The sequence below is a fragment of the Nocardia sp. NPDC058176 genome (genome assembly GCF_042883805.1).
Lineage (GTDB): Bacteria > Actinomycetota > Actinomycetes > Mycobacteriales > Mycobacteriaceae > Nocardia.
The window spans coordinates 1-1,403 of sequence record NZ_JBHVVA010000017.1 but is presented as its reverse complement, the minus strand read 5'-3'; the positions used below and the strand labels follow the sequence as shown (position 1 = coordinate 1,403).

The 1,403-nt window shown below is 57.3% G+C and carries 1 rRNA gene; it reads right to left on the bottom strand.

The features are described from left to right. Window positions 1-1,212: ribosomal RNA gene (locus ACFVVM_RS34305) — 23S ribosomal RNA — on the bottom strand; the annotation flags it as partial. Window positions 1,213-1,403 lie beyond the last annotated feature (191 nt).

The following is a 1,403-nucleotide window of genomic DNA, read 5'->3' as shown; positions in this document are numbered from 1 at the left end:
TGACCAGTGAGCTATTACGCACTCTTTCAAGGGTGGCTGCTTCTAAGCCAACCTCCTGGTTGTCTCTGCGACTCCACATCCTTTCCCACTTAGCGTACGCTTAGGGGCCTTAGTCGATGCTCTGGGCTGTTTCCCTCTCGACCATGGAGCTTATCCCCCACAGTCTCACTGCCGCGCTCTCACTTACCGGCATTCGGAGTTTGGCTAAGGTCAGTAACCCGGTAGGGCCCATCGCCTATCCAGTGCTCTACCTCCGGCAAGAAACACACGACGCTGCACCTAAATGCATTTCGGGGAGAACCAGCTATCACGGAGTTTGATTGGCCTTTCACCCCTAACCACAGGTCATCCCCCAGGTTTTCAACCCTGGTGGGTTCGGTCCTCCACGAAGTCTTACCTCCGCTTCAACCTGCCCATGGCTAGATCACTCCGCTTCGGGTCTTGAGCGTGCAACTCAATCGCCCTATTCGGACTCGCTTTCGCTACGGCTTCCCCACACGGGTTAACCTCGCAACACACCGCAAACTCGCAGGCTCATTCTTCAAAAGGCACGCAGTCACGAGATATGTGCAAGCACATATCCGACGCTCCCACGGCTTGTAGGCACACGGTTTCAGGTACTATTTCACTCCGCTCCCGCGGTACTTTTCACCATTCCCTCACGGTACTATCCGCTATCGGTCACCAGGGAATATTTAGGCTTAGCGGGTGGTCCCGCCAGATTCACACGGGATTTCTCGGGCCCCGTGCTACTTGGGTGTCTCTCAAACGAGCCGCTGACGTTTCGACTACGGGGGTCTTACCCTCTACGCCGGACCTTTCGCATGTCCTTCGCCTACATCAACGGTTTCTGACTCGTCTCACGGCCGGCAGACCGTAAAAGAGAGATCCCACAACCCCGCATACGCAACCCCTGCCGGGTCTCACACGCATACGGTTTGGCCTCATCCAGTTTCGCTCGCCACTACTCCCGGAATCACGGTTGTTTTCTCTTCCTGAGGGTACTGAGATGTTTCACTTCCCCTCGTTCCCTCCACATACCCTATGTGTTCAGGTATGGGTGACAGCCCATGACGACTGCCGGGTTTCCCCATTCGGAAACCCCCGGATCAAAGCCTGGTTGACGGCTCCCCGGGGACTATCGTGGCCTCCCACGTCCTTCATCGGTTCCTGGTGCCAAGGCATCCACCGTGCGCCCTTAAAAACTTGGCCACAGATGCTCGCGTCCACTGTGCAGTTCTCAAACAACGACCAACCACCCATCACCCCGGGACAACATCCCGAGTGCACTGGGGCCGGCACTGAAGGCGTCCTCACGGCCGTACCCTCAGACACCCAACAGCGTGCCCGGCCCAGTCCCGTCCGGTGATCATGCGTTCCACGCTCCGAAGAGCAGTACTAGC